The following is a 22,719-nucleotide window of genomic DNA, read 5'->3' on the forward strand; positions in this document are numbered from 1 at the left end:
AGAGAGGGTGGTGATCAGGGGTTGAGTCCGCAGCCTTGGCGGTCGCTGATCCACACCGCACTGTTGCTGCGCCCCATACCGCTGACGGTCACGCGCTTGCTCACGGCGTCATCGGTAAACCCGCTGGTAGGCAGCCACTGTTTGACGTAGCTGTAACAGTCGTCAGCGGGGTTGTTCATCACATACCGGCACGAACAATACTCTTTGGCGGTGTAGCCACTGATGATGTCGGGAAACGCCCACAGTGCTGTTCGTTCCTGCCAGATCCAGCCGAGCAAGGCGATAAAAAGCAGCAGTGATAATGTGCCAAACGGTCGGCGGCGAACGAAGCTCATGGCTGCACCTTCAAGGCAAAGGCCTGACGTGCCAGTTTGAGCAATTCGTTATGCCGATAGCTGCCGTCGCGATCATCACCGTAGCGCACGATCACCAGGCGCTCGCCGGGGATCACATACATCGCCTGCCCCCAATGACCCAGCGCGGCGAACGTGTCAGCGGGCGCGTCTGGCCAGGGTGTCGGCGCGCCATCCACGGCTCGATTGAGCCACCATTGCCCGCCGGGCACCGCTTCGTCCTGATTGGCTTGAACGTGGGAGAAGGGTTCACGGTTGAAGGCGACCCAGTCCTTGGGCAGCAATTGCCGGTCGCCCCATCGTCCGTCCCGCGCCATCAATAAACCCACGCGCGCCAGATCCCGAGCCGTGAGGTAGGCGTAGGACGAGGCGACGAAGGTGCCGGCTGCATCGGTTTCCCACACGGCGTGACGAATGCCCAGCGGGTCGAACAACGCTGTCCACGGATAGTCCGGGTAACGTGCCGGGCCGACGATGTTTTTCAGTGCGGCGGACAACAGGTTGCTGTCGCCACTGGAGTAACGAAACGCCTGACCGGGTTTGGCATACGCGTCATGGTTGGCGGTGAACGCAGCCATGTCAGCGTGACCACGGGTATAGAGCATCGCCACCACCGAAGACTTCAGCGGGGCATATTCATAGTCTTCCTGCCAGTCCAGGCCTGAAGCCCAGTGCAGCAGGTCGGCCAGGGTCAGGTCCGGGTGCTTGTTCAGCGCGGGATAAAATTTGAGCGCCGGGTCCTGAAGCCGGAACAGGCCCTCGCCATAGGCCACACCAAAGACCGTGGCCATCAGGCTTTTGCTGATGGACCAGGTCAGGTGCGGGGTCTGGGCGGTGGTCGGCGCAGCGTAGCGCTCGTAGATCAATTGACCGTCGCGGATCACCAGCAAGGCGTCGGTGCGGATACCTTTTCGAGTGACGTCATCGCGCGGTGGAAAGGCGTAGGCCTCCAACGCTTGAAGTGCCGGACCGGAGGTGGTCGGGCCGGTTTGCCATTGTTCAGCCGGCCAGTTTTCGGCATGAGCTGCGAGGCTGAACATAAACATCAAGCACAGGGACAAACCTTTGGACATGGGTGATGGCTCGGCTGAGAGGCCTGGTGAGCCTAGTTGAGATAAATGACATTAATTCAATTCGCTCCACCTACAGATGCATGGTCAGAGCCTTGGCCAACCGCTTCTCCCGAGCCCCCGCCGCCAAGTCCATTACCGCCTGATCCCTCTGCCACATTGCCGCCCAGTGCTGCGGCCCATCGGTCAGGGCCTGATGCACCTCGGCCTTGAGCCCGTCGAACTGCGCAAACAGCCCACCCAGCAACACATGCCCAGCGGTGTTGTTCGGTGCCTGGCGGCTGACTTCCGCGCACCCGGCCAGCAGCGCCAGCAAACGCAGTTGCAGTGTTTGCGGCCAGTCACTGTCCTGACCAATACCCAACAGCCACGCCGTCATGGCACTCAGCACATAGACATCTTCCAAAGTGCGGAAGGGTTTCACGTAGGCGTCCCAGCCATCCCCCGCCAGCAATTCACACTGGGCGTTATCGAGAAACAACCGGCCGTGACTGATGTCCGGCATCAACGGGATCGCCGGGAGTTTTTCCAGCCGCACCCCTGGTTCACCGGGATAGACCACCGCCAGGCTCAAGCGCGGCTCCTCGCCAGGCTGCTCGCTACGCGCAGCGATCAACAGCCAGTCAGCGGCATCGCCCGCTGTGACGAAGTCCTTGCGCCCGCTCACGCGCAAGTCGGTCAATCGAGTTTGCATATCTGCCGCGCGAAGGCTGCGCTGCTCGGTCGCACACAACGCCCCCAGGCTCAGCGGCGCGCTCGGCCAGAGCATGCGCAACGCAGCTTGATAGCCCACCAGAAACGCCAGTCCCGGTGACGTCATCAACCGCCCGCCTGCCACCGCCAATTCAAAGGGTGTGACCGCGCCCAGCTGATGCAGCAAGGTCGCGAAACCTTCCGCCAGGTCCGGATTGGTGGGCACGCGGTCACGGCGGTTCAACAGGTTTTGCCAGGGCATGGAGGGCTCCTCATGGGCTGTCATATAAGCATCACCAAAGCTTAATGGCGATGACACCGGGGCTACATAGCCTGACTTTGCACAACACGGCTGCATAAAGAAAGTCGATCGACTGCCACCCAAGACGGGTGCCCAGCCCGCACGGAGATTCGCAATGACTCAGATCGCCCGTATCCGCGACACCGGCAACGAACGCCGCCTGCAAGCCGAACGCCTGGTGGGCGCCGAGGCGTTGCTGGAAGCCCAGGCTTTGCGCTTCAACGTCTTCAGCGGCGAATTCAACGCCAAATTGAAGGGCGCCGAGCGGGGTCTGGACATGGATGACTACGACGTTCACTGCGCTCACATCGGCGTGCGCGACCTGAACACCGGTCGTCTGGTGGCCACCACGCGGTTGCTCGATCACCAGGCCGCCAGCAGCCTGGGCAAGTTTTACAGCGAAGAAGAATTCAGCCTGCACGGCCTGGTTCACTTGCAGGGACCGATTCTGGAAATCGGTCGCACTTGCGTCGACCCGGCCTACCGCAACGGCGGCACCATCGCCGTACTCTGGGGTGAATTGGCCGAAGTGCTGAACCAGGGCAGTTACAGCTATCTGATGGGCTGCGCCAGCATCCCGATGCAGGACGGTGGCATTCAGGCCCACGCCATCATGCAGCGCCTGCGCGAACGCTACCTGTGCACCGAACACTTGCGGGCCGAGCCGAAGAAACCGCTGCCGGTTCTGGACCTCCCGTCCAACGTCATCGCCGAAATGCCACCGCTGCTCAAGGCCTACATGCGCCTGGGCGCGAAGATCTGCGGCGAACCGTGCTGGGATGAAGATTTCCAGGTCGCCGACGTGTTTATCCTGCTCAAGCGCGATGAGCTGTGCCCGCGTTATGCCAAGCACTTCAAGGCGGCCATGTGATGAGTCGGTTGCGGGTGTACGCGCGGATCGCGCGAGTGCTGATCGTGGTGACACTGGGCTTGACCATGGCCGGCGTGTTCGGTCTGTTCGAGCGGCTGGGGATCGCTCATTCGATGGTCCGCCGGCAACGCTGGTCGCGTTTTTTCATGGCTCGGTTGAGCAATGCCCTGCCCTTTCGCGTGACCGTCCACGGCGAGCTGCCTGAAGCACCGATGCTGTGGGTCAGCAACCACGTTTCCTGGACCGATATTCCGCTGCTGGGAATGCTCACGCCGATGTCGTTCCTGTCCAAAGCCGAAGTGCGCACCTGGCCGGTGGCAGGCTGGTTGGCAGCGAAGGCCGGGAGCCTGTTTATCCGTCGTGGATCGGGCGACAGTCAATTGATCCGCAAACAGATGACCCGACACTTGCAGCACGCCCACCCCCTGCTGATGTTCCCGGAAGGCACCACCACCGATGGCCGTTCGTTGCGCACCTTCCACGGTCGCTTGCTGTCAGCGGCGATTGATTCCGAAGTGATGCTGCAACCGGTAGCGATCCGGTATTTGCGAGATGGCGAACTCGACACCTTGGCGCCGTTCATTGGTGATGATGATTTGCTCTCGCACCTGATGCGCTTGTTTGCCAATGATCGGGGGGATGTGGAAATTCATCTGCTCAAGCCGATCGCCTGCGAAGGACGGGAACGCGCAGCGCTGGCGCTTGAAGCCCAGCAAGCGGTGCAGAAGGCGTTGTTTGGTGAAGTGATGAAACCGGCAGAACCGCGTCGTACCGGCGAACTCGTCGCCGCGTAACCCGGCTTTCCTGCAGGAGCAAAGCTTGCTTCTACAGGGGTGGGTGTTCGCGGTTTTTGGCGAAGTCCTGCAGCTGCGGATAGAACAAGCGGAAATCCTCGCTCAACGGCTCATACAACACCCGCAACTCCTGCATCGCGCCCGCCAGCTCCTCGGGCCGGGTCAACCGGCGCGAGATCCCTCGCAACACCTGCTCCAGCACCTCAAATTCCCGGTAAGAACCCAACCAGTCGTGCGCCATCATGTGCGGGGCAATTTTTGCCAGTCGCTCCGGTAATTGCGACTCGGCGGATAGCACGCGATACACATTGGAGGTGAATTGCGTCAGCGGTCGGTCGGCATACAGCGTCCAGTCCCGCGCCAGGCAATGGTCGAAAAACACGTCGAGGACGATCCCGGCGTAGCGCCTGCGTGTCACGGAAAACCGCGACAACGAGACATCCACCAGCGGATGGCGATCGGTATAAACGTCGATGCTGCGATGCAGCTGGATAGCCGCTTCAACCTCGGGCTCAAACTGCCCTTGCAGCCGACCTTTGACGAAATCGCCATACAGGCTGCCGAGCAATTGACCGGGGCGCTGGCCACCGAGATGCAGATGTGCGAGATAATTCATGAAGAGCAGCTTAGCACTGCGCACTTGTGTCGTTACACCCCACGTATCGTTATAACCCGATATAGCGAATTATGCGGTCTTCAGACCAAAATCATATTTGTGTATCGCGAAATAGCGATTTAAAGTTCGCCTCATCGCGATATAGCGTTTTACTCATCACGAGCCCACACCATGACCCTCAATCTCGACGAAATAATAAAAGCCCTGGCACACCCAGTACGGCGAGAAATCCTGCACTGGCTCAAAGACCCTGCCGTCGAATTTCCCGACCAGTCCCACAGCAACGAGCACGGCGTCTGCGCCGGTCAGATCGATCAACGGTGCGGCTTGTCGCAATCAACCGTGTCTGCCCACCTCGCAGTTTTGCAACGCGCCGGCCTGATCAGCAGCCGAAAAGTGGGCCAATGGCACTTCTTCAAACGTAACGAGGAAACCATTCAGGCGTTCCTCAGCACCTTCAGCAAAGAGCTCTGACCCTTTACGTCAGCAAGCCGACAAGGAATCAACGATGCCCCTCTCGCTCCTCATTCTGGCCTTGAGCGCCTTCGCCATCGGCACGACCGAGTTCGTCATCATGGGCCTGCTGCCCGATGTGGCGGCTGACCTCGGCGTGTCGATCCCCGGCGCAGGCTGGCTGGTGACCGGTTACGCCCTCGGCGTGGCCATCGGTGCACCGTTCATGGCACTGGCCACCGCGAAATTACCGCGCAAGGCCGCCCTGGTGGCGTTGATGGGCATTTTCATCATCGGCAATCTGCTGTGTGCATTGGCCAGTGACTACAACGTGCTGATGTTTGCCCGTGTGGTGACGGCCCTCTGCCACGGTGCATTCTTCGGCATCGGTTCGGTCGTGGCGGCCAACCTGGTACCTGCCAACAAGCGCGCGTCAGCCGTGGCCTTGATGTTTACCGGCCTGACGCTGGCCAACGTGCTGGGCGTTCCACTGGGCACCGCGCTCGGTCAGGAAGCCGGCTGGCGCTCGACCTTCTGGGCCGTCACGGTCATCGGGGTCATTGCCTTGATCGGTCTGATCCGCTTCCTGCCAGCCAAGCGCGATGAAGAGAAACTCGACATGCGCGCCGAGCTGCGCGCCCTCAAAGGCGCCGGCATCTGGCTGTCCTTGAGCATGACCGCGTTGTTCGCCGCCTCGATGTTCACCCTCTTCACTTACATTGCCCCACTCCTCGGCGATGTCACCGGCATCTCGCCAAAAGGCGTGACCTGGACCCTGCTGCTGATCGGCCTGGGCCTGACCGTGGGCAACATCATCGGCGGCAAACTGGCCGACAAACGCCTGGCTGCCACTTTGATCGGTGTCTTCATTTCGATGGCTGTCATTTCGACCGTATTGACCTGGACCAGCGTTGCGGTAATCCCGACCGAAATCACCTTGTTCCTCTGGGCCACCGCTTCGTTTGCCGCCGTACCGGCGCTGCAAATCAACGTAGTGACCTTCGGCAAGGCCGCGCCAAACCTGGTCTCGACCCTGAACATCGGCGCATTCAACGTCGGCAACGCCCTCGGCGCCTGGGTCGGTGGCAGCGTCATCGCCAACGGTTTCGGCCTGACCAGCGTGCCACTGGCGGCCGCCGCATTGGCAGTACTCGCCCTGCTGGTGACCCTGATTACTTTCCGTCAGAGCGGCAATGCCGAGCTGGCCCCTGCTACCCACTAATTTTTCTACGAGGTTGTATTGCATGACGACTATTTTCGATCCGATCAAACTGGGCGACATCGAGTTGGCCAACCGCATCATCATGGCTCCGCTGACTCGCTGCCGCGCCGACGAAGGCCGAGTACCCAACGCGCTGATGGCTGAGTACTACGTCCAACGCGCCTCGGCTGGCCTGATCCTCAGCGAGGCCACTTCGGTCACGCCGATAGGCGTCGGTTACCCGGATACACCAGGCATCTGGTCCAACGATCAGGTACGTGGCTGGAGCAATGTCACCAAAGCGATCCACGGTGCCGGTGGCAAAATCTTCCTGCAGCTGTGGCACGTTGGCCGGATCTCCCATGAGATGTATTTGAACGGCGAAACCCCGGTCGCACCGAGCGCGATCCAGCCCAAAGGTCACGTCAGCCTGGTTCGCCCAATGGCTGATTACCCGACACCGCGTGCTCTGGAAACTGCTGAAATCGCCGACATCGTCGATGCCTACCGCACCGGTGCTGAAAACGCCAAGGCCGCTGGTTTCGACGGCGTGGAAATTCACGGCGCCAACGGCTACCTGCTCGACCAGTTCCTGCAAAGCAGCACCAACCAGCGCACCGACCATTACGGTGGCTCCCTGGAAAACCGTGCTCGCCTGCTGCTGGAAGTCACCGACGCGGCCATCGACGTCTGGGGCGCTGGCCGCGTGGGCGTGCATCTGTCACCTCGCGCCGACCTGCATGACATGGGTGACGACAACCTCGCCGAGACGTTCACCTACGTCGCCCGTGAACTGGGCAAGCGTGGCATCGCCTTTATCTGCTCCCGCGAGAAAGAAGGCGCCGACAGCCTGGGCCCACAATTGAAAGAAGCCTTCGGCGGTCCTTACATCGTCAACGAAAGCTTCACCAAGGAAAGCGCAAACGCCTGGCTGGCCAGCGGCAAGGCTGACGCCGTTGCATTCGGTGTTCCGTTCATTGCCAACCCGGACTTGCCGGCGCGCCTGAAAGCGGATGCGCCGCTGAATGATGCCCGTCCGGAACTGTTCTATGCCAAAGGGGCAGTGGGTTACATTGACTACCCAGTGATGTAAATACATCGCGAATAAAAAAAGCCCCATCTCGAAAGAGGCGGGGCTTTTTTTATAATTAACGCTCTAGACAAAGTTGCTCTTCCATTGCATAAGCTTCCGAAACATCCGGCACACCACACCTCTCAACCAAACCTCACCATCAAGACAACTTACTTATCCGCCACATGAACTTGAAGACAACGACAATCAATTGAACTGCAACAAAGACCGGTGAGACACTCGACAAATTATCTCATCAATCCCATTTGACATGAGTAACAGCGACACCGACCATTATGCCTGCCGACGCCATTTAAGCCCGGCACAAAAGACCATTTCACATGGATGAAAACAGCTAAACACTCACAACTACTTCAAAAGGAATTGATATGAGCAACGACAACACTAAAGGCTTTGCGAGCGGCAGTATTACAGCGAAATTCGAAATCACTGAAGTTCCGACGGACATTACAGCGAAATTCGAAATCACTGACGTTCCGACGGACGTTTCCTCCGAAAAACAGCCATTAGAGGACCAGAAAAATGTGCGCAGGCAAGAGACGGGCACTATAAGGAAGGCTCTGGACGGTGAGGAAGACGGGCGTCCGTGGGGTCCGATGGGGCCGCCCGAGTTACATTAATCGGTAAAATTCAAACTGACTTAAAGTCTCATTTCGCCCACCACAAGCCCGACTCGAAAGAGCGGGCTTTTCAACGTGATAAAAGACGCAACACCGGGGGCATACAGTTTGCCACTACACGAAGGTCATGCATGGACACTACGGATAAAAATACGCTAACCGCTACTCTGATCATTATCATTGAGTCACCCTCTATTTTCTGGCGCGACGATCTGACAGCCGAGCTGCCACACAAAGGATTCCCCGCCAAATCACCCCGAAACAGTCAGACAGTACTGAAGTTGAAGGGAAGCCCGCGAGTGCCGCAGGACATCAACATCGACTACAACATAAAGAAAATCGTCTTCAGCGACCTACACCAATTACAGGCAGACGTTTCGTTTACGAACTGCCTTTTTGTACTGCTGGCGCAGAAGACTCGGCTCTCGAGCACCGGAAACCGATTTTTTCTGGGAACACGAGGCGTGTTCCGTCGGGCACACAGAGGTGTGTACTCACTCGGAATTGACGGGAAAAAGTACCGTCAATCCCTACCCCTATTGCATGACAGTCCACATTGGGTAACGAACGGGTTGCGCCTTAGCGTTTTTTACGCAGTCTCTACTGACGTCAACGGCACCAGACGCCACATTTAGAAGCAAAATACAAAAACCCTACAAAATACGCAGCACTCGATCTGTCAACCTGACCTGCGCACGTATATAAAAGCCCCCAATTCTACAAGGCAGGTAAATTGATCTTTACCCACCCCTGTCTTGACACGACCCGCTCCGATTACGCATTTTGTTTCATTTGCGCAGACTGGGACTCAAGCGCAGCATTTCCAACCCTGTATCGGCCCACCGCTCGGCTTCGACGTGCAGTTCAAAACTGTCCGGTGTAAGCAACCACTGATACAGGATGCCATCGATGTATGCATGCAGGCAGATGGCGGCACGGGCCGTGTCGAGGTTTTCCGGCAATTGCCCGCGATTCACTGCATTACGCAAGGCGAGTCCGATCCGCACGTTGCAGTCCAGGCTGGCGGCCTGGCGCTGCTGGCGCAGGTCGCACATTTCATCGGTGAATTCGCATTTATGAAACAGGATTTCATTGATGCGTCGGGTTTTCGGGTCCAGAGCAACTTGATGAAACAAATGAATCAGCAGCTTCCGCATGCAGCCCAGCGGGTCGAGTTCGTCCTCGCTTTCACTGGCTTTGGCCATTTCATCCAGCGGCTCATGCAAGGTATCAAGCATGGCCTGCACCAAATCGGCCTTATTGCTGAAATGCCAGTAAATGGCCCCGCGCGTGACGCCGGCCAGGGTTGCGATGTCGGCCAGGGTCGTGCGCGCCACGCCTCGCTCGAAAAAGGCTTTCTCTGCCGCTTCGAGTATCTGGCTACGGGTTTCCTGAGCTTCCTCTTTGGTACGACGGACCATGGCAGTACAACCTCAATCAGGATGCTTCAGCGGTGTCTGAATATCCGCTGAATAAAAGTGCAGCGAGCGCTCTTGGGACTCGTCTGCGGCCTACAATTCGAACCTTCTGGCGGCATTTGTAACTGGATGAGTACACAGCCAAGGTATTTACAAACAACCATGAACGTAAGTATATTACTTAGCAAGCTACTTATCCACTCAGCGCACATTTTTTACTTTCCACACTTTCTTGTGCGCAATTTGCGCGCCTGACCCGAGGATTTTCATGCAATTCAAGCCAGCTGTTACCGCTCTGGTCACTGCCGTCGCCCTCGCATCGCTACTCAGCGGATGTAAAAAGGAAGAGGCTCCACCGGCCGCACCACCTCCTCAGGTCGGCGTCGTGACTCTGCAACCGCAAGCTTTCACCCTGACCTCCGAGCTTCCAGGCCGCACCAGTGCGTACCGAATTGCCGAAGTTCGCCCTCAGGTCAACGGCATCATTCTCAAGCGACTGTTCAAGGAAGGCGGCGACGTCAAGGCCGGTCAGCAGCTGTATCAGATCGATCCGGCAGTCTATGACGCAACGCTGAAAAGCGCAGAAGCCAACCTGCAACAAACCAAGTCGATCTCTGACCGTTACAAGCAACTGGTCAACGAGCAGGCCGTGAGCCGTCAGGAATACGACACCGCCGTCGCCAACCGGATGCAATCGGAAGCGTCGCTGCAAACCGCGCAGATCAATGTGCGCTACACCAAAGTGTATGCACCTCTGACAGGCCGCATCGGTCGCTCCAACGTTACCGAAGGTGCCTTGGTCACCAGTGGCCAGGTCGACGCCATGGCGGTGATCCAGCAACTTGATCCGATCTATGTCGACGTGACGCAGTCTTCCGTCGAGTTGCTCGAGCTGCGCCGCGAGCTGGAAAGCGGTCGCCTGCAAAAGGCTGGTGATACCGCCGCCGCGGTCAAACTGACCCTGGAAGACGGCAGCCAGTACAAACAGGAAGGTAAACTCGAGTTCTCCGAAGTCTCGGTTGACCAGACCACCGGTTCCGTCACCCTGCGCGCGGTATTCCCGAACCCTGATCACACGCTGCTGCCCGGTATGTTCGTGCACGCACAGCTGCAGGCTGGTGTGAACAGTGCCGCCATTCTGGCCCCGCAACAAGGCGTGACCCGTGACCTAAAAGGCACGCCAACCGCCCTGGTTGTCGGACCGGACAACAAGGTTGAGCTGCGCCAACTCAAGGCCAGTCGCACCGTGGGTAGCCAATGGCTGATCGAAGACGGCCTCAAGGCCGGCGATCGCCTGATCACCGAAGGGCTGCAATTCGTCAAGCCAGGCGTTGAAGTCAAGCCGACTGAAGCGACTAACGTAGGCAACAAGAACCCGGTCCCCGCACAGGCAGCTGATAAGGCTTCCAGCGGCAAAGGGGAGTAACCCATGTCGAAATTTTTTATCGACCGTCCGATTTTCGCTTGGGTAATTGCCCTGGTGATCATGCTGGTCGGGGCGCTATCGATCCTCAAACTGCCCATCAACCAATACCCGAGCATTGCGCCACCGGCCATTGCAATCCAGGTAACGTACCCAGGCGCGTCTGCACAAACCGTGCAGGACACCGTGGTGCAAGTGATCGAGCAACAGCTCAACGGTATCGATAATCTGCGTTATGTCTCCTCGGAAAGTAACTCCGACGGCAGCATGACCATTACCGCGACCTTCGAGCAGGGCACCAACTCCGATACCGCGCAGGTTCAGGTCCAGAACAAACTGAACCTGGCCACCCCGCTGCTGCCGCAAGAAGTGCAGCAACAGGGGATCCGCGTGACCAAGGCAGTGAAAAACTTCCTGTTGGTCATCGGCGTAGTGTCGCGCGACGGCAGCATGACCAAGGACGACCTGTCCAACTACATCGTGTCGAACATGCAGGACCCGATCTCCCGGACCGCCGGTGTCGGTGACTTCCAGGTCTTCGGTTCGCAGTACGCGATGCGGGTCTGGCTCGACCCGGCCAAGTTGAACAACTTCAACCTGACCCCGGTGGACGTCAAAGCGGCCATTGCTGCACAGAACATCCAGGTGTCCTCCGGGCAACTGGGCGGCCTGCCTGCGGCGCCTGGCCAGCAATTGAACGCCACCATCATCGGCAAGACCCGCCTGCAGACCGCCGAGCAGTTCAACAAGATTCTGCTGAAGGTCAACAAAGACGGTTCGCAAGTGCGCCTGTCGGACGTCGCCGACGTCGGCCTGGGCGGTGAGAACTACAGCATCAATGCCCAGTTCAACGGCGCACCGGCTTCCGGTCTCGCAGTGAAACTGGCCAACGGTGCCAACGCCCTCGACACCGCAAAAGCACTGCGCAACACCATCGACACCCTCAAGCCATTCTTCCCGGAAGGCATGGAAGTGGTGTTCCCGTATGACACGACGCCGGTCGTGACCGAGTCGATCAAGGGTGTCGTTGAAACCCTGGTCGAAGCGATCGTACTGGTGTTCCTGGTGATGTTCCTGTTCCTGCAAAACTTCCGCGCCACCGTCATCACCACGATGACTGTACCGGTCGTATTGCTCGGTACGTTCGGCATCCTTGCGGCCTTTGGTTTCAGCATCAACACCCTGACCATGTTCGGTATGGTTCTCGCCATCGGCTTGCTGGTGGATGACGCCATCGTCGTGGTGGAGAACGTCGAACGGGTCATGAGCGAAGAAGGTCTTTCACCCAAGGAGGCCACCAAGAAATCCATGGGGCAGATCCAGGGTGCACTGGTCGGTATTGCCCTGGTTCTGTCGGCGGTACTGCTGCCGATGGCGTTCTTCAGCGGCTCCACGGGCGTGATCTACAAACAGTTCTCGATCACCATCGTATCGGCCATGGCCTTGTCGGTGCTGGTTGCCCTGATCTTCACCCCGGCGCTGTGCGCCACCATGCTCAAGGCAATTCCGAAAGGCGAGCACGGCACCCCGAAACGCGGCTTCTTCGGCTGGTTCAACCGCAGCTTCGATCGCGGCGTGAAAAGCTACGAACGCGGCGTGGGCAATATGCTCACGCACAAGGCGCCGTACCTGCTGGCGTACGTAATTATTCTGGTCGGCATGATCTGGCTGTTCACCCGTATTCCAACGGCGTTCCTGCCGGAAGAAGACCAGGGTGTACTGTTTGCCCAGGTGCAGACTCCGGCCGGCTCCAGTGCCGAACGGACTCAGGTGGTGATCGACGAGATGCGTTCCTACCTGCTGGATAAAGAGTCCAGCGCAGTCGCCTCGGTGTTTACCGTTAACGGCTTCAACTTTGCCGGTCGCGGCCAGAGCTCGGGCCTTGCGTTCATCATGCTCAAGCCGTGGGATCAGCGGGATGCGGACAACAGCGTGTTCAAGCTCGCCGAACGCGCACAGACGCACTTCTTCAGTTTCCGCGATGCCATGGTGTTTGCCTTCGCACCGCCAGCGGTACTGGAGCTGGGTAACGCCACCGGTTTCGACGTGTTCCTGCAAGACCGTGCCGGTATCGGTCACGAGAAGCTGATGGAGGCGCGCAACCAGTTCCTTGGCATGGCGGCCCAGAGCAAAGTGCTCTATCAGGTGCGCCCGAACGGACTGAACGACGAACCGCAATACCAGTTGGAAATCGATGACGAGAAGGCCAGTGCCCTGGGCATTACCCTCACCGACATCAACAGCACCCTGTCGATTGCCTTGGGCAGTAGCTACGTCAACGACTTCATCGACCGTGGTCGCGTGAAGAAAGTGTACATACAAGGTCAACCTAACTCGCGGATGAGCCCGGAAGACATCAAGAAATGGTACGTACGCAACGCTGAAGGAACCATGGTGCCCTTCTCGGCTTTCGCCAAGGGACAGTGGATCTACGGTGCTCCGAAACTGTCGCGTTACAACGGTGTAGAAGCGATGGAAATCCTCGGCGCCCCGGCTCCAGGCTACTCCACCGGTGAAGCCATGGCCGAAGTCGAAGCGCTGGCGAAGAAACTGCCGGCGGGTGTGGGTATTTCCTGGACCGGCCTGTCGTACGAAGAACGGCTGTCCGGTTCCCAGGCTCCCGCGTTGTACGCGTTGTCGCTGCTGATGGTGTTCCTGTGTCTGGCGGCGCTGTACGAAAGCTGGTCGATTCCGATCGCGGTGATGCTGGTGGTGCCACTGGGGGTCATCGGCGCGCTGCTGGCGACCAGTTTGCGCGGCCTGTCCAACGACGTTTACTTCCAGGTGGGCCTGTTGACGACCATCGGTCTGGCAGCGAAAAACGCCATTCTGATCGTCGAATTCGCCAAAGAACTGAATGAACAGGGAATGAGTCTGCGCGATGCCGCGATTGAAGCCTGCCGCATGCGTTTGCGCCCGATCATCATGACCTCCCTCGCCTTCGTTCTGGGCGTGGTGCCACTGGCGATTTCCACGGGTGCAGGTTCAGGTAGCCAACACGCCATCGGTACCGGGGTTATTGGCGGTATGATCACGGCCACGGTCCTGGCAATCTTCTGGGTACCCCTGTTCTTCGTCACCGTGTCGTCCATCGGTCAGCGCAAAAAAACCGATGAAGATGACGCAATCGAAACTCCTAAAGAGGCTGGCCAATGAGCAAGTCGCTACTCTCCCTAGCCGTTGCCGCGTTTGTGCTCAGTGGCTGCTCGCTGATACCTGATTATCAGCAGCCCGCGGCACCGGTTCCGAGCGAATTCCCGCAGGGCCCGGCGTACTCGCCGGCCCAGGCACCGAATCAAGCCGCTGCCGAACAAGGCTGGAAGCAGTTTTTCCATGATCCGGCGCTGCAACAGCTGATCCAGGTTGCTCTGGAAAACAACCGGGACCTGCGTGTCGCAGCCCTGAACATCGACGCGTTCGCGGCCCAGTACCGCATTCAGCGCGCGGACCTGTTCCCGGCTGTTTCGGCCAATGGCACCGGCAGCCGTCAGCGTGTCCCGGCGAACGCTTCGCAAACCGGCGAAGCGGGCATTGTCAGCTCGTATTCGGCCACAGTCGGCATCAGCGCCTATGAACTCGACCTGTTCGGTCGGGTTCGCAGCCTGAGCGAACAAGCCCTGCAACAATACTTCGCGACCGAAGAAGGCCGCCGCAGCACTCAGATCAGCCTTGTGGGCAGCGTGGCCAATGCCTACCTGACCTGGCAGGCGGACAAAGAACTGCTCAAGCTGACCCAGGACACCCTCGGGGCGTTCCAGGAGAGCTACAAGCTCACCGCACGCAGCAACGAAGTAGGTGTGGCCTCGGCACTGGACCTCGCTCAGTCGCGCACCTCGGTGGAAAACGCCCGTGCCCAACTGGCGAAGTACACCCGTCAGGTCGCTCAGGACGAAAACAGCCTGGTGCTGCTGCTCGGCACCGGTATCCCGGCCAACCTGCAAGCCGCCAAGCCGCTGTCTGATGACTTGTTGAGCGACGTACCGCCCGGCTTGCCGTCGGACTTGCTGCAACGTCGTCCGGACATCCTGCAGGCCGAATACAACCTCAAGGCTGCCAACGCCAACATCGGCGCGGCACGGGCTGCGTTCTTCCCGAGCATCAGCCTGACAGCCAACGCCGGTTCCCTGAGCCCGGACCTTTCGGGTCTGTTCAAGGGTGGCTCGGGCACCTGGTTGTTCCAGCCGCAAATCAATCTGCCGATCTTCAATGCCGGCAGCCTGCGCGCCAGCCTGGACTACTCGAAAATCCAGAAAGACATTGGCGTGGCGAACTACGAGAAGTCCATTCAAACGGCCTTCCAGGAAGTCGCCGACGGCCTGGCCGCCCGCCAGACCTACACCGAGCAACTGCAGGCCCAGCGTGATTTCGTCACCGCCAACCAGGACTACTACCGTCTGGCCGAGCGTCGATATCGCATTGGTGTCGACAGCAACCTGACCTTCCTCGATGCCCAGCGCCAGCTGTTCAGTGCCCAACAGGTATTGATCACCGACCGTCTGGCGCAACTGGTCAGTGCGGTCAATCTGTACAAGGCACTGGGCGGTGGCTGGAATGAGCAAACGGCCAGGAACGAGCCTTTGAAAGAAGAAGCGCCGAAGATGAAGTTGTTCTGATAGCGCTTTGAGTCAACTTGAAGCCCACCTCTTGGTGGGCTTTTTGTTGGCAGCGGAAAAAATTGTGTTGCCAATCCTGGCCCCATCGCGGGCAAGCCCGCTCCCGCAGTGTCCGCGTTGCACACAAATTTTGCGGACCCCACCTAACCTGTGGGAGCCGGCTTGCCCGCGTTGGGGCCAGTTCAGACAACACACAACCGGGGGCCAATCTTGCGTTCGATAATCGCCCAAAACCTGTTTTTAACAATTGAACCATCCAGTACATTCCCCGCACCATTCTCCGCACAAGACCAATAACATCAGGTTCGACCTCATGCCCCCGCGCCCTGCCCTGTCCGGCTGATCCCGTTCGTTTTTGTCCCGATTTCCGATGGTCGTCTGCAACCCCAAAGGTCGCGGCATTACCCGCTTCATCCCCAAGAATTAGAGAGACCCGAGCCCATGACGCCTTCCTCCGCGCAGTACTTCGTTCCCAGCCTGATCGCCGTCGCCCTGGCCAGCACAGCCCTTCCCGCCCAGGCTGAGGAGGCAGGTTTTGTCGAAGACGCCAAGGTCAACCTGAACCTGCGCAACTTCTACATCAATCGCAACTTCACCAACCCGACCAAGGCGCAGGGCAAGGCTGAGGAATGGACACAGAGTTTCATCCTCGACGCTAAATCCGGTTTCACTCAAGGCACAGTCGGGTTTGGTCTGGATGTGTTGGGGCTGTACGCGGTGAAGCTCGACGGAGGCCAGGGCACCGGTGGAACGCAGTTGTTGCCGTTGGACCAAGACGGTCGTCCGGCGAACAACTTCGGCCGCACCAATGTCGCGTTCAAGGCGAAGCTGTCCCAGACCGAAGTGAAGGTCGGCGAGTGGATGCCAGTGCTGCCGATCCTGCGCTCGGACGACGGACGTTCCCTGCCACAAACCTTTCGTGGGGGCCAGATCACCTCCAAGGAAATCAACGGACTGACGCTGTACGGTGGTCAGTTCCGCGCCAACAGCCCGCGAGATGACAGCAGCATGAGCGACATGTCGATGACCGGAAAAGCGGCCTTCACCTCCGACCGCTTCAACTTTCAGGGCGGCGAGTACGTTTTCAACGAGAAGCGCACGCAGATCGCGCTGTGGAACGCCGAACTCAAGGACATCTACAGCCAACAATTCGTCAACCTGATCCATAGCCAGCCCTTCGGCGACTGGACCTTGGGCGCCAATCTGGGGTTCTTCTACGGCAAGGAAGACGGCAGCGCCCGGGCTGGCGATCTGGACAACAAGACCTGGTCGGGCCTGTTTTCAGCCAGATACGGTGGCCACACCTTCTACGTCGGTTTGCAGAAGCTGATCGGCGACAGCGCCTGGATGCGCGTCAACGGCACCAGCGGCGGTACGTTGGCCAACGACAGCTACAACGCCAGCTACGACAACGCCCGGGAAAAATCCTGGCAGCTGCGCCATGACTACAACTTTGTCGCCCTTGGAATTCCCGGCCTGACCCTGATGAATCGCTACATCAGCGGCGACAATGTGCACAGCGGCACGGTGACCGATGGCAAGGAATGGGGACGCGAAAGCGAATTGGGCTACACCGTACAGAGCGGCGCATTGAAGGATTTAAACGTGAAATGGCGCAACTCGACCATGCGCCGGGATTACAGCAACAACGAGTTTGATGAGAACCGCGTGATCGTCAGCTACCCGATCAGTCTGTTGTAAACCTCAAGGACGCCATCGCGGTGCGACGATTCGACTTGCCCGCGATGGCGTCAGTTCATTCAACAAAAACCCTGATGATCACTCCCGCGATTCAACCCCCAACTCGTCCCACACTGACTCCGCCAAATGGAACGTCGCATTCGCCGCCGGAATACCGCAGTAGATCGCGCTCTGCATGATCACTTCCTTGATCTCGCCACGGGTCACGCCGTTGTTGGCGGCGGCACGCAGGTGCAGCTTCAGCTCTTCGTTGCGGTTCATGCCGATCAGCATGGCGATGGTGATCAGGCTGCGGGTGTGACGCGGCAGGCCCGGACGGGTCCAGATGTCCCCCCAGGCGTGGCGGGTGATCATTTCCTGAAACTCCGAGTTGAACTCGGTCAGGGCGTTCAGGCTGCGATCGACATGAGCGTCGCCCAGTACCGCGCGGCGGACCTTCAGGCCTTCGTCGTAACGTTGTTTCTCGTCCACACCCATCCCCTTAATCCGCTGACAAAAACGCCACGACCTGCTCGCTGAACGCAGCGCCGGCCTGAACGTTGGACAGGTGCGCGGCGTAGAACTCCGCATACTCGGCGCCGAGCACATGCTGTTGAATGAAGTGCCCACCGGACGGCGGCGTGACCGCGTCTTCAGTGCCGGCAATCACCAGCAGCGGGACTTTGACCGACGACAACTGCTCCCGGAAATCGGCATCGCGTACAGCCGCGCAATTGGCCGCGTAACCTTCAGGTGAGGTGGCCGCCAGCATGTCAGTGATTCTGCTGGCCACCTCCGGATTGGCCTCGGCAAAGTCCGGCGTAAACCAGCGCGCAATCGATGCGTCGCGTAGCGCGACCATGGCCGCCTGGCCATCACGCAACACCATTTCGATGCGCGGATTCCAGATCGACGGATCGCCGATTTTCGCCGCGGTATTGCACACCACCAGCTTGAGCAGACGATGACCGGCGTTGATTCCCAGCCACTGGCCAATCAACCCGCCCATGGACAAACCGCAGAAATGCGCCCGCTCGATGTGCAACGCATCCAGCAGTGCCAGCACGTCGTGACCCAGCTGTTCGATGGTGTAAGGCCCTGGAGTCACCAATGACTGGCCGTGACCACGGGTATCGAAACGCAACACACGGAAATGCTCGGTGAACGCCGGAATTTGCGCATCCCACATGTGCAGGTCAGTGCCCAGCGAGTTGGACAGCACCAGCACCGGTGCATCGACCGGTCCATCGAGTTGGTAATGCAGTTCGCCATCGGCGAGTTGTACGAAAGCCACAGCAATCTCCTTCAGGCAGAAAACGCAACATGTTCAGCCACCGCTCGTTCGACCCAGGTATGGGCCTGACCGAGGTAATGGGCCGGGTTCAACAGATGATCGAGTTCAGTTGCAGAAAGCTCGGCGGTCACTTGCGGCTCATCGCCCAGGACCGCGCGCAAATGACGCTGCTCGGCGACGGCGCGCTTGCAGCACTGCTCGAGCAAGTGATGCGCCGTGTCGCGGCCGACCCGTTGGGCGAGGACGATGCTGACCGCTTCGGCGAGTACCAGCCCCTGCGTCAGATTAAGGTTGCGGGCCATGCGGTCGGCATCGACTTCCAGTCCGTCCACTACCAGCAGTGCCTGCTTCAGGCTGCCCGAGACCAGGCAGCAAATCTCCGGCAACGTTTCCCACTCGGCATGCCACAGGCCCAGGCTGCGTTCGTGTTCCTGGGGCATGGCGCTGAACAGGGTCGAGAGCAGACCGGGAACCCGGGTTGCTGCACCAATCAGCACTGCCGCGCCGACCGGGTTGCGCTTGTGCGGCATGGTCGACGAACCACCCTTGCCCGGCGCCGAAGGCTCGAACACTTCGCCGGCCTCGGTTTGCATCAACAGGCTGATGTCGCGCCCCAGTTTGCCGAGGCTGCCCGCGATCAATCCCAGCACCGAACCAAATTCCACAAGGCGATCACGCTGGGTGTGCCAGGGTTGTTCGGGCATCGTCAGATGCAGTTCATCGGCCAGTGCCTGGGCAACCGGCATTGCCTGTTCGCCGAGGGCGGCAAGGGTTCCGGATGCGCCACCAAATTGCAGCACCAGCAACCGCGGTTTGAGTTCCTGCAGGCGCTGACGGCTACGGGTTACCGCGCCCAGCCAACCGGCGATTTTCATGCCGAGGGTGACCGGGGTCGCGTGTTGCAGCCAGGTGCGACCGGCCAATGGCGTGGCGACATACCGCCGGGCCTGAGTCGCCAGCGTTTGCGCCAGTTGCGCCAGATCCTGTTCGATCAGCGCCAGCGCATGGCGAAGTTGCAGCACCAGGCCACTGTCCATCACGTCCTGACTCGTCGCGCCCAGATGCACATAACGCTCGGCCTCGGCATCCTGTGCCGCAACCTGTTTGCCAAGCGCTTTCACCAAAGGAATCGCCGAATTGCCCGCCGTGGCGATCGCCTCGCCGAGTACTGAAAAGTCGTAAAGACCTGCCTGACATGCCGCTTCAATCGGGGCAACCGCTGACTGGGGGATTAACCCGACACGAGCCTCAGCCCGTGCCAGTGCCGATTCGAAATCGAGCATGGCCTGGACCCGACCCTGATCGCAGAACACCTCACGCATATCGCGGGCAGTGAAATAGGTATCGAACAATTGATTGCCCGGTCGCTCGTTCATAAACAGTTCCTGAGGGCGTGGGCCGACGTGGCCCACGCGTAAAGATCAGAGGTCGTGGTGCAGGTATTTCGCCTGTTTCGGCAGGCGCAAGCTGAACAGGAACGCCACCGCCATCATCACCGTCACGTACCAATAAAACGAGTTTTCCATGCCCACGGCTTTAAGGCTCAGGGCGACGTACTCTGCCGACCCGCCGAAGATCGCATTCGCCACCGCATACGCCAGGCCGACACCCAGGGCACGGACTTCAGGCGGGAACATTTCCGCTTTCACCAGCCCGCTGATGGAGGTGTAGAAGCTGACGATTGCCAGGGCCACGGTGATCAGAACGAAGGCCAGAAACGGACTGCTGACACTTTTCAGGCTCAGGAGAATAGGCACGGTGAACAGGGTCCCCAGAGCACCGAACCAGAGCATCGAACTGCGTCGGCCAATCTTGTCCGCGAGCATGCCGAACAGCGGTTGCATGCACATATAAAGGAACAGCGCGCCGGTCATGATGTAGCTGGCGGTCTTGGCGTGCATCCCGGCCGTGTTCACCAGGTACTTCTGCATGTAGGTCGTGAAGGTGTAGAAAATCAACGAACCACCGGCGGTGTAACCCAGCACGGTGATGAACGCAGCTTTGTGATCACGAAACAATGCGCGGATGCTGCCGGCGTCTTTGTTTTCGCGCATTTCCTTGCTCGAGGTTTCCTTGAGCGAACGACGCAGGAACAGCGAGATCAGCGCGGCCACGGCGCCGACCACGAACGGGATCCGCCAGCCGTAGGCACGCAGGTCATCTTCGGTGAGAAATTGTTGCAGGATCACCACCAGCGACACCGCCAGCAACTGACCGCCAATCAGTGTCACGTACTGGAACGAGGCGAAGAAACCGCGCTGGCCCTTGAGCGCGACTTCGCTCATGTAGGTCGCGGTGGTGCCGTACTCCCCGCCCACGGACAAACCCTGGAGCAAGCGCGCGAACAACAACAGGATTGGCGCCCAGACGCCGATGTCCTTATAGGTCGGCAGACACGCGATCAGCAGCGAGCCGAAGCACATCATCAGAATCGAGATCAGCATCGAATTCTTGCGTCCGTGCTTATCTGCAACACGACCGAAAATCCAGCCGCCAATCGGCCTCATCAGGAACCCGGCCGCGAACACGCCAGCGGTGTTCACCAACTGCACGGTCGGGTTATCGGAAGGAAAAAAGGCCGGGGCGAAATAGATTGCGCAAAAGGCGTAGACGTAGAAGTCGAACCATTCGACGAGGTTGCCGGACGAGGCACCAACGATCGCAAAGATCCTTTTGCTGCGCTCTTCACCGGTGTAGTGCGCTGGAGTAGCGGTGGGGGTTGTCATTGTTTTTCACTCTTTGGGGACAGTGACAGTCTAGACACACTTCGTAACAGTCCCGTTCCACAGATGCAAGTTACGACGCAAATCCCTTGTAGGAGCGAGCCTGCTCGCGATAGCGGTGTGTCATTCAGCATTAGTGACGCTGATACACCGCCATCGCGAGCAGGCTCACTCCTACAAGGGAAATCCGGTGTTTTCAATAATCGAAGAACACCGTCTCGGCGTCAGTCCCCTGCAAAATCACATTCCACTGATAAATACCTGAAGCATCCTGCTTGGCCAGCAATGTCTGGCGGCGATCCGCAGGAACGCATTCCAGTAACGGATCACCGACGTTGGCCGGCTCGCCATCAAAGTAGATCCGTGTCAGCAAGTGCTTCACCAGCCCTCGAGCAAATACCAGCACCACCAGATGCGGCGCCTGGGTCGTGCCCTTCAAGCCTTCCACCGTGCCTGGCTTGATGGTGGTGAAACGAAAGCGCCCTTCTGCATCCACCGGCACACGGCCAAAGCCTTCGAAGTTCGGGTCCAGCGGTTTCTCTTGATCGTCTTCAGGGTGGGCATATTTGCCGGCCGCATTGGCCTGCCACACTTCCAGCATGGCGTCGTTAACGACATCGCCATTGCCATCCACCACTTGCCCGGTGATCGCCACGCGCTCGCCAAGGGTTTGCTCGACGGTCAGGTCTTCGCGGTTCAGCCAGGTCAGGCCGATGTGGTAGTAAGGTCCGACGGTGTGGGACGTGGTCGCGTTCAGCGTCATCTTATTTCTCCATCGGCGTGGCTTCGCGGCCGCGCAAGACGATGTCCCAGCGATAACCGAGGGCGTAGGAAGGAACGGTTTTTTCCAGATCGAAACTGGCGATCAGGCGCTCTTTGGCACTCGTATCGGGCACGCAGTTATAGATCGGGTCGTATGCCAGCAGCGGATCGCCGGGGAAATACATCTGGGTGACCAGGCGCGTCAGGATGCTGGGCCCAAACAGCGAGAAGTGGATATGCGCCGGGCGCCACGCATTGTGGTGGTTGCCCCATGGGTAGGCGCCAGGCTTGATGGTCTGGAACTGGTACCAGCCATCAGCGTCGGTCACGGTGCGTCCGGTGCCCGTGAAGTTCGGGTCCAGTGGTGCGTCGTGCACGTCGCGAGCGTGGTTGTAGCGACCCGCCGCGTTGGCCTGCCAGATCTCCACCAGGATTCCGGGCACCGGCAATCCGTTTTCGTCCAGCACACGGCCATGAATGATGATGCGCTCGCCCTGCGGTTCACCTGAATGCTGTGCGGTCAGGTCATTGTCCTGCTCTTTGATACGCTCGGCACCGATGGTCGGGCCGGTGATCTCCGACAGCGAATGCGGCAAAAACACCAACGGCTTGGACGGCGAGCGAAGGTTGGTGGATTGATAGGCCGGGTGCAGGTAGTCCGGCTGAGTGCCCTCTTGTGGGCGACGGTAACCAGGCTTGTCAGACATTACGCTTTCCTCTGTTCTTGTTAGTCACGGCTGC

Annotated in this window: 21 protein-coding genes; 10 read left to right on the plus strand and 11 right to left on the minus strand. The window is 59.1% G+C overall.

What is annotated here, in order from left to right; all coding sequences use genetic code 11:
• Positions 1-14: 14 nt before the first annotated feature.
• The 3 genes from H7698_RS08855 to H7698_RS08865 form a co-directional block, all read right to left on the minus strand.
• A complete protein-coding gene (locus tag H7698_RS08855; protein ID WP_162438617.1) occupies positions 15-335 on the minus strand; it encodes an amidase in 321 nt (106 codons plus the stop codon).
• A complete protein-coding gene (locus H7698_RS08860; RefSeq protein WP_194691163.1) occupies positions 332-1,426 on the minus strand; it encodes a serine hydrolase domain-containing protein in 1,095 nt (364 codons plus the stop codon). Before H7698_RS08860 ends, H7698_RS08855 begins: the two co-directional genes overlap by 4 nt.
• Before the next feature lie 70 nt (positions 1,427-1,496).
• Positions 1,497-2,378 carry an acyl-CoA dehydrogenase family protein gene (locus H7698_RS08865; RefSeq protein WP_194691164.1) on the minus strand — a complete coding sequence of 294 codons (882 nt, stop codon included), beginning with the start codon at positions 2,376-2,378 and terminating at the stop codon, positions 1,497-1,499.
• Between the two features lie 154 nt (positions 2,379-2,532).
• Between H7698_RS08865 and olsB the strand changes: the two genes are divergently transcribed.
• Positions 2,533-3,288 (plus strand): L-ornithine N(alpha)-acyltransferase, encoded by a 756-nt coding sequence (gene olsB / locus H7698_RS08870; protein ID WP_194691165.1) that lies wholly within the window; start codon positions 2,533-2,535, stop codon positions 3,286-3,288.
• Entirely contained in the window at positions 3,288-4,082 is a 795-nt protein-coding gene (locus H7698_RS08875) for a lysophospholipid acyltransferase family protein (RefSeq protein ID WP_194691166.1), read from the plus strand. Before olsB ends, H7698_RS08875 begins: the two co-directional genes overlap by 1 nt.
• A 31-nt stretch (positions 4,083-4,113) precedes the next feature.
• On the opposite strand, the gene H7698_RS08880 is transcribed toward H7698_RS08875, so the two are convergent.
• The gene (locus H7698_RS08880; RefSeq protein ID WP_194691167.1) at positions 4,114-4,698 is read right to left on the minus strand and encodes an acyl carrier protein phosphodiesterase; all 585 of its coding nucleotides are present in this window, start codon (positions 4,696-4,698) and stop codon (positions 4,114-4,116) included.
• Between the two features lie 171 nt (positions 4,699-4,869).
• On the opposite strand from H7698_RS08880, the gene H7698_RS08885 reads away from it, so the two are divergent.
• The 4 genes from H7698_RS08885 (at position 4,870) to H7698_RS08900 (ending at position 8,065) form a co-directional block, all read left to right on the plus strand.
• Complete coding sequence (locus tag H7698_RS08885; protein ID WP_162438611.1) at positions 4,870-5,172, plus strand: ArsR/SmtB family transcription factor; 303 nt, start codon at positions 4,870-4,872, stop codon at positions 5,170-5,172.
• A gap of 34 nt (positions 5,173-5,206) precedes the next feature.
• On the plus strand, positions 5,207-6,373 hold the full coding sequence (locus H7698_RS08890) for an MFS transporter (RefSeq protein ID WP_162438610.1): 1,167 nt from the start codon (positions 5,207-5,209) through the stop codon (positions 6,371-6,373).
• A gap of 22 nt (positions 6,374-6,395) precedes the next feature.
• Positions 6,396-7,445: an alkene reductase gene (locus H7698_RS08895; RefSeq protein WP_162438609.1), complete on the plus strand. Its 1,050-nt coding sequence runs from the start codon at positions 6,396-6,398 to the stop codon at positions 7,443-7,445.
• A gap of 368 nt (positions 7,446-7,813) precedes the next feature.
• A complete protein-coding gene (locus H7698_RS08900) occupies positions 7,814-8,065 on the plus strand; it encodes a hypothetical protein (protein WP_194691168.1) in 252 nt (83 codons plus the stop codon).
• A gap of 788 nt (positions 8,066-8,853) precedes the next feature.
• Here the strand turns inward: H7698_RS08900 and emhR are convergent.
• Complete coding sequence (gene emhR / locus H7698_RS08905) at positions 8,854-9,486, minus strand: efflux system transcriptional repressor EmhR (RefSeq protein ID WP_162438608.1); 633 nt, start codon at positions 9,484-9,486, stop codon at positions 8,854-8,856.
• 265 nt (positions 9,487-9,751) lie between these two features.
• Between emhR and emhA the strand changes: the two genes are divergently transcribed.
• The 4 genes from emhA (at position 9,752) to H7698_RS08925 (ending at position 17,220) form a co-directional block, all read left to right on the plus strand.
• Positions 9,752-10,909, plus strand: coding sequence for an efflux RND transporter periplasmic adaptor subunit EmhA (emhA, locus tag H7698_RS08910; protein ID WP_162438607.1), 1,158 nt, complete (start codon positions 9,752-9,754; stop codon positions 10,907-10,909).
• Positions 10,910-10,912: 3 nt separating this feature from the next.
• Positions 10,913-14,062, plus strand: coding sequence for an efflux RND transporter permease subunit EmhB (gene emhB / locus H7698_RS08915; RefSeq protein ID WP_162438606.1), 3,150 nt, complete (start codon positions 10,913-10,915; stop codon positions 14,060-14,062).
• A complete protein-coding gene (gene emhC / locus H7698_RS08920; RefSeq protein ID WP_162438605.1) occupies positions 14,059-15,519 on the plus strand; it encodes an efflux RND transporter outer membrane subunit EmhC in 1,461 nt (486 codons plus the stop codon). The genes emhB and emhC overlap by 4 nt, the downstream gene beginning before the upstream one ends.
• A gap of 441 nt (positions 15,520-15,960) precedes the next feature.
• The gene (locus H7698_RS08925; protein WP_194691169.1) at positions 15,961-17,220 is read left to right on the plus strand and encodes an OprD family porin; all 1,260 of its coding nucleotides are present in this window, start codon (positions 15,961-15,963) and stop codon (positions 17,218-17,220) included.
• A 78-nt stretch (positions 17,221-17,298) separates the two neighbouring features.
• Here the strand turns inward: H7698_RS08925 and pcaC are convergent, their stop codons facing one another.
• The 6 genes from pcaC to pcaH form a co-directional block, all read right to left on the minus strand.
• Positions 17,299-17,691 carry a 4-carboxymuconolactone decarboxylase gene (gene pcaC, locus H7698_RS08930; RefSeq protein WP_008147336.1) on the minus strand — a complete coding sequence of 131 codons (393 nt, stop codon included), beginning with the start codon at positions 17,689-17,691 and terminating at the stop codon, positions 17,299-17,301.
• A 10-nt stretch (positions 17,692-17,701) separates the two neighbouring features.
• Positions 17,702-18,493 carry a 3-oxoadipate enol-lactonase gene (gene pcaD / locus H7698_RS08935; protein WP_194691170.1) on the minus strand — a complete coding sequence of 264 codons (792 nt, stop codon included), beginning with the start codon at positions 18,491-18,493 and terminating at the stop codon, positions 17,702-17,704.
• 11 nt (positions 18,494-18,504) lie between these two features.
• Positions 18,505-19,869 carry a 3-carboxy-cis,cis-muconate cycloisomerase gene (locus H7698_RS08940; protein ID WP_162438602.1) on the minus strand — a complete coding sequence of 455 codons (1,365 nt, stop codon included), beginning with the start codon at positions 19,867-19,869 and terminating at the stop codon, positions 18,505-18,507.
• A 45-nt stretch (positions 19,870-19,914) separates the two neighbouring features.
• Entirely contained in the window at positions 19,915-21,219 is a 1,305-nt protein-coding gene (locus H7698_RS08945) for an MFS family transporter (protein WP_162438601.1), read from the minus strand.
• 193 nt (positions 21,220-21,412) lie between these two features.
• Positions 21,413-21,979 (minus strand): protocatechuate 3,4-dioxygenase subunit alpha, encoded by a 567-nt coding sequence (gene pcaG, locus H7698_RS08950; RefSeq protein ID WP_194691171.1) that lies wholly within the window; start codon positions 21,977-21,979, stop codon positions 21,413-21,415.
• Between the two features lies 1 nt (position 21,980).
• On the minus strand, positions 21,981-22,685 hold the full coding sequence (pcaH, locus tag H7698_RS08955) for a protocatechuate 3,4-dioxygenase subunit beta (RefSeq protein WP_162438599.1): 705 nt from the start codon (positions 22,683-22,685) through the stop codon (positions 21,981-21,983).
• Between the last annotated feature and the right edge of the window lie 34 nt (positions 22,686-22,719).

This window comes from Pseudomonas sp. p50(2008) (assembly GCF_015351605.1).
Taxonomy (GTDB): Bacteria; Pseudomonadota; Gammaproteobacteria; order Pseudomonadales; family Pseudomonadaceae; genus Aquipseudomonas.

Bases quoted from the DNA above. Each gene is read 5' to 3' on its own strand.
- H7698_RS08855 (WP_162438617.1), bottom strand. From the start codon at position 335: ATGAGCTTCGTTCGCCGCCGACCGTTTGGCACATTATCACTGCTGCTT.
- H7698_RS08860 (WP_194691163.1), bottom strand. From the start codon at position 1,426: ATGTCCAAAGGTTTGTCCCTGTGCTTGATGTTTATGTTCAGCCTCGCA.
- H7698_RS08865 (WP_194691164.1), bottom strand. From the start codon at position 2,378: ATGCCCTGGCAAAACCTGTTGAACCGCCGTGACCGCGTGCCCACCAAT.
- olsB (WP_194691165.1), top strand. From the start codon at position 2,533: ATGACTCAGATCGCCCGTATCCGCGACACCGGCAACGAACGCCGCCTG.
- H7698_RS08875 (WP_194691166.1), top strand. From the start codon at position 3,288: ATGAGTCGGTTGCGGGTGTACGCGCGGATCGCGCGAGTGCTGATCGTG.
- H7698_RS08880 (WP_194691167.1), bottom strand. From the start codon at position 4,698: ATGAATTATCTCGCACATCTGCATCTCGGTGGCCAGCGCCCCGGTCAA.
- H7698_RS08885 (WP_162438611.1), top strand. From the start codon at position 4,870: ATGACCCTCAATCTCGACGAAATAATAAAAGCCCTGGCACACCCAGTA.
- H7698_RS08890 (WP_162438610.1), top strand. From the start codon at position 5,207: ATGCCCCTCTCGCTCCTCATTCTGGCCTTGAGCGCCTTCGCCATCGGC.
- H7698_RS08895 (WP_162438609.1), top strand. From the start codon at position 6,396: ATGACGACTATTTTCGATCCGATCAAACTGGGCGACATCGAGTTGGCC.
- H7698_RS08900 (WP_194691168.1), top strand. From the start codon at position 7,814: ATGAGCAACGACAACACTAAAGGCTTTGCGAGCGGCAGTATTACAGCG.
- emhR (WP_162438608.1), bottom strand. From the start codon at position 9,486: ATGGTCCGTCGTACCAAAGAGGAAGCTCAGGAAACCCGTAGCCAGATA.
- emhA (WP_162438607.1), top strand. From the start codon at position 9,752: ATGCAATTCAAGCCAGCTGTTACCGCTCTGGTCACTGCCGTCGCCCTC.
- emhB (WP_162438606.1), top strand. From the start codon at position 10,913: ATGTCGAAATTTTTTATCGACCGTCCGATTTTCGCTTGGGTAATTGCC.
- emhC (WP_162438605.1), top strand. From the start codon at position 14,059: ATGAGCAAGTCGCTACTCTCCCTAGCCGTTGCCGCGTTTGTGCTCAGT.
- H7698_RS08925 (WP_194691169.1), top strand. From the start codon at position 15,961: ATGACGCCTTCCTCCGCGCAGTACTTCGTTCCCAGCCTGATCGCCGTC.
- H7698_RS08940 (WP_162438602.1), bottom strand. From the start codon at position 19,869: ATGAACGAGCGACCGGGCAATCAATTGTTCGATACCTATTTCACTGCC.
- H7698_RS08945 (WP_162438601.1), bottom strand. From the start codon at position 21,219: ATGACAACCCCCACCGCTACTCCAGCGCACTACACCGGTGAAGAGCGC.
- pcaG (WP_194691171.1), bottom strand. From the start codon at position 21,979: ATGACGCTGAACGCGACCACGTCCCACACCGTCGGACCTTACTACCAC.
- pcaH (WP_162438599.1), bottom strand. From the start codon at position 22,685: ATGTCTGACAAGCCTGGTTACCGTCGCCCACAAGAGGGCACTCAGCCG.